The organism is Proteiniphilum sp. UBA1028, assembly GCF_002316955.1.
GTDB lineage: Bacteria > Bacteroidota > Bacteroidia > Bacteroidales > Dysgonomonadaceae > Proteiniphilum.
On sequence record NZ_DCEN01000069.1, the window covers coordinates 31,868 to 35,843 of the forward strand.

The window sequence follows — 3,976 nt, forward strand, 5'->3', positions numbered from 1 at the left end:
TAGCCATAGCCATAGCCATAGCCGTATCCATAGCCGTAACCCCTGTGAAATTCGGTTACATCGTTTATCACCAGCAACATGTTCTTCAGCTTCTTTGTCTCCATCAGGCTATTTGCGAAACGGAGGTTCCCCTTGCTTGAGTAGTCCGCACGGCACACATATACCGTTGCATCAGAAACACGGCTAATTATCAGCGTATCGGTCACCTGGCTCGAGGGAGCCGAGTCGATAAAAATATAGTCGAACTCCTCTCTCAGCTTCTCTATCGCCCTGTCAAGCGTGGGGCGCGAGAGCAGCTCCGCCGGGTTGGGCGGTATCGGCCCCGAAGGAAGTACATATAGATTCGGATGCACTCCCGACGGCACAACCAAGCTGTCTATATCTTTCTCAAAGCCCGAAAGGTAGCTTGTAAGCCCGTTGTTTGTCTCCAAGTTCATATACTCCTTCAGCCGCGGGATACGCAGGTCCATACCTATCAGCAGCACCCTCTTGTCAAGCAGGGCCGTGCTGATAGACATGTTGAGCGCAACAAACGTTTTTCCTTCGCCCGCCACGGTAGAGGTAAACACCACCACCTTATTGTCCGAACCCAACGTCAGCAACAGGTTTGTGCGCGACATGCGGAACGCCTCGTCGATGGGTCGCGTCTCATTCTCCAGCACCGCTATATTTTCATTCTCCTCATGTTTCGGTATCTCGCCCAGCACCGGCACCTTCGATATCCTGTCAACATCGGCGCGGGTACGAATCTTATACTGCAGTATATCCATCAGATAGATAATCCCCGCCGGTATCAGCAAGCCCAGCAGCAGCGCCGCCAGCAACACAATCATTGGCCTTGGGGCCACCTGTCCGGCCGAGATCGCCTCATCGAGCACCTTAGCCCTGTTTGCCGTGGCTGCCAGCGCCAGTGCGTTCTCTTCCCTTTTCTGCAGCAGCATAAGGAAGAGGCTCGCCTTTATCTGCTGTTCTCGCGACAGCTCCATGAACTCACGCTCCTGGGTCGGCACGCTCCCAATACGTCCCCCGTAGATATTCGCCTGGTTGTGGGCATCGCGCCGCTGTATACTCAGCCCCCTCTGCACACTGCTTATGGAGGAGTTGATATTCTGTCTCAACCCCGAGATCTGCTCGTCCAGCTTCCTCATGGCAGGGTTATCCTCCGTCATGCTCTGCGAGAGCCGCTCCCTCTCCAACACCAGTCGGTTATATTCGCTGGCAGTAGCGGCCAGCGTGGGATCCTCCACCCCCACGTTCGTGGGAATGGTCTTGTTTAGGTTCGCGGGATTGTTTATATACTCGTTCAGCGAGTTCACCACGTTCAGCTGCGTCTCCACCTGCACCAGCTCCTGCTCATATCGACTTCCCATCTGCATGTTCCGCTGCAGGTCCACCTGCAGGTCGGTCATCCCCCGGCTCCGTTTATAGTCCTCCACATCTCTCTCCGCCTCCGTAAGCTCCTCGTTGATGATCGCTATGCGCTCGTTGATAAATGTGTGAGTGTTAAACGCCTCCATCTTGTTATCCTCGATGGTCTCGTTGTTATATACCTCCACCAGCATATTAAGAAAATCCTTACCCTTTTCAGTATAGGGAGTCTTTATTGAGAGGTCGAGCACCGATGCCTGTCTCGACGCCTGTTGCACCGACAGGTTTCCCCTGTATTCCCTTATCACCGCTTCGGGATGCTGAATAACCACGTTCACGGGCTTGTCACCTGCCTCCACCCCGGGCCTGCGGGTGAAGCTGATATCCCCCTGCGGGGTATTCAGCAATGCCGGCAGCGAACTGAAAACGGTATCTGTCTGTAGCCCTTCAAACAGCCCCGACACCTTCACCGTTCCCTCCCCGTTCATCTGCATGGTAAACTCAATATTACTTTTCAGTTCATCAAGCCTGCTCTGCTCCATGCTCACTACCACCGGGCTCATCTTATAAAGGTCGGAACTCTTTATCCGCCCCTCCACTATATATGATGTATGCAGGCTAAGCCTGTTTATCACGTTTCGTATCATTGATCGGCTCTGCAGCACGTATATCTCGTTCTCCAGGTTGCTCACTGCCCCCAGCCCGCTCAGCTGCAGCCCCTCCATGACGCCCATCGAAGGTTCAAACCGCTGGTTCTTTGCCTCTTTCAGAATAATGCTTGAGACGATGTTATATACCGGAGTAGTATATCTCAAATACAAAAAAACAAACACTAACGCTATAGCTATACCCGCGACAAACCATTTCCAGTAACGCACAAAACGCAGCACTATCTCCATAACGGAGATAGTCTCCTCGCTGTTCTCACCAACAAATGCATCACCGGGTATAACGTTTTTTGAATCGGTCATTCTGTTTAAAGTTGATTATTAAGAAACGGTTATAGTTATTTGAAGATGTTTATCAGCAATCCTGCAACCGATATCAGGATAGATGTTGCCGACAGCCATATGCCTGTTGCGCTGCCAATCTCCGAGTTTTTAGCTTTCGTCTTGTTAGGCTCTACGTACACCACATCGTTCTGTTGCAGGTAGTAGTATGGCGAAAAGATTATATCCCTGTCGTTCAGGTCCATCAATATCACGTTCTTGTTCCCCTGCGCATCTTCGCGAATTATCTTTACGTTGTCGCGGCGCCCCCATATGGTCATATCTCCCGCCATTGCCAGCGCCTCAAAAATATTCACCTTCTCGTTGCTAATGGTAAACGTGTTGGGGCGTGCCACCTCACCTATCACCGAGATCTTGTAGTTTACAAAGCTTACCGTCACCACCGGCGGCTCTTTCAGGTACCTCCCCAGCAGGCTGGTAATCTTCATCTCTGCCTCCCGCTTGGTCAGCCCGCTCAGTGTAATCATTCCTACTACCGGGAAGTTAATCTGTCCGCTGTTATCCACAAGATAAGCCTGCAGCTGCGGTTGCGAAGTAGTGGTCAATCCTGTCGACCTGCCCGGCACGGTAAGGTTAAACGCCTGCACCGCTTCGGGATCGGTAGCCGAAACTGTTATGGTAAGCAGATCTTTCGGCATGATACGGGCATCGTAAAGAGGTGTGGTTTGCATATATCCGGTCATATCGTCCTCCCCGGCTCCCTGTATATAGGCCACTTTTTTGGCTCCGGTACAACCGGAGAGCCAGGTTAAAGCCACTATAACCTGGAAAAGCAGCAACATCTTTCGCATAATGTAATCTGTTAAGTTAATTTTTTCACACGCAAAAGTAGCATTTTTAGCTTAAATAACCATCCCGTTAACAATGGAAAACGCTGTTTTTATGTTTTTTTGCAGAAAAACTCCTCAACCATATCATCAACACCTGCCAAGGGAGAAACAACTAACGCGATTATCAGATTAAAAAATAACAATCCCATATTTCATATTGCAAAACCAATATTCCAAATCTAAAAATAGTATCTTTGCACATTCATGCTAACAAAATCTTTACAAAAAATCATGCTGTCAAAATCCCCCCCGAAAACAGACAAAAGATGGCTGGCCGTCTATGTGAAGATGCACCACGAGAAGCGGGTGCGCGACCGGCTTACGGATCTGGGAATTGAGAACTTCCTGCCGGTACAGATCGAGGTACGCCAGTGGAGCGACCGCAAAAAGCGGGTAGAGCGGTTACTTATTCCCATGATGATCTTCGTTCGTGTTGATATGGTAGAGCAGCACACTGTCCTCACCCAGCCCTCGGTGCTTCGTTACTTAGTGCTCAGGGGTGAGCACTCCCCCACAGAGATACCCAAAGAGCAGATGGACCGTTTCCGTTTTATGCTCGATTGCTCCGACAGCCCGGTATCGTTCAACACCAACACTCTAAAGCCCGGGGAAACGGTGCGTGTCATCAAGGGCCCCCTTGCCGGCCTCGAGGGCGAGCTGGTAACCGTCAACGGCAGGTCGAACATCGCCATCCGCATCAACCAGCTTGGCTGCGCCGTGGTGGAGATGAGCGCTTCCATGGTAGAAAACAACAAGTCTTTACAGTAA

The 3,976-nt window shown here is 50.8% G+C and carries 3 protein-coding genes; 1 reads left to right on the plus strand and 2 read right to left on the minus strand.

Annotated elements, in window-relative coordinates:
- Both B3Z75_RS11590 and B3Z75_RS11595 read right to left on the minus strand, forming a co-directional pair.
- Positions 1-2,339: GumC family protein (locus B3Z75_RS11590; protein ID WP_286855715.1), on the minus strand; the 2,339-nt coding region annotated here is incomplete at its 3' end.
- 35 nt (positions 2,340-2,374) lie between these two features.
- Positions 2,375-3,169: a polysaccharide biosynthesis/export family protein gene (locus tag B3Z75_RS11595; protein ID WP_238866143.1), complete on the minus strand. Its 795-nt coding sequence runs from the start codon at positions 3,167-3,169 to the stop codon at positions 2,375-2,377.
- Between the two features lie 270 nt (positions 3,170-3,439).
- Between B3Z75_RS11595 and B3Z75_RS11600 the strand changes: the two genes are divergently transcribed.
- On the plus strand, positions 3,440-3,976 hold the full coding sequence (locus B3Z75_RS11600; RefSeq protein WP_286855724.1) for a UpxY family transcription antiterminator: 537 nt from the start codon (positions 3,440-3,442) through the stop codon (positions 3,974-3,976).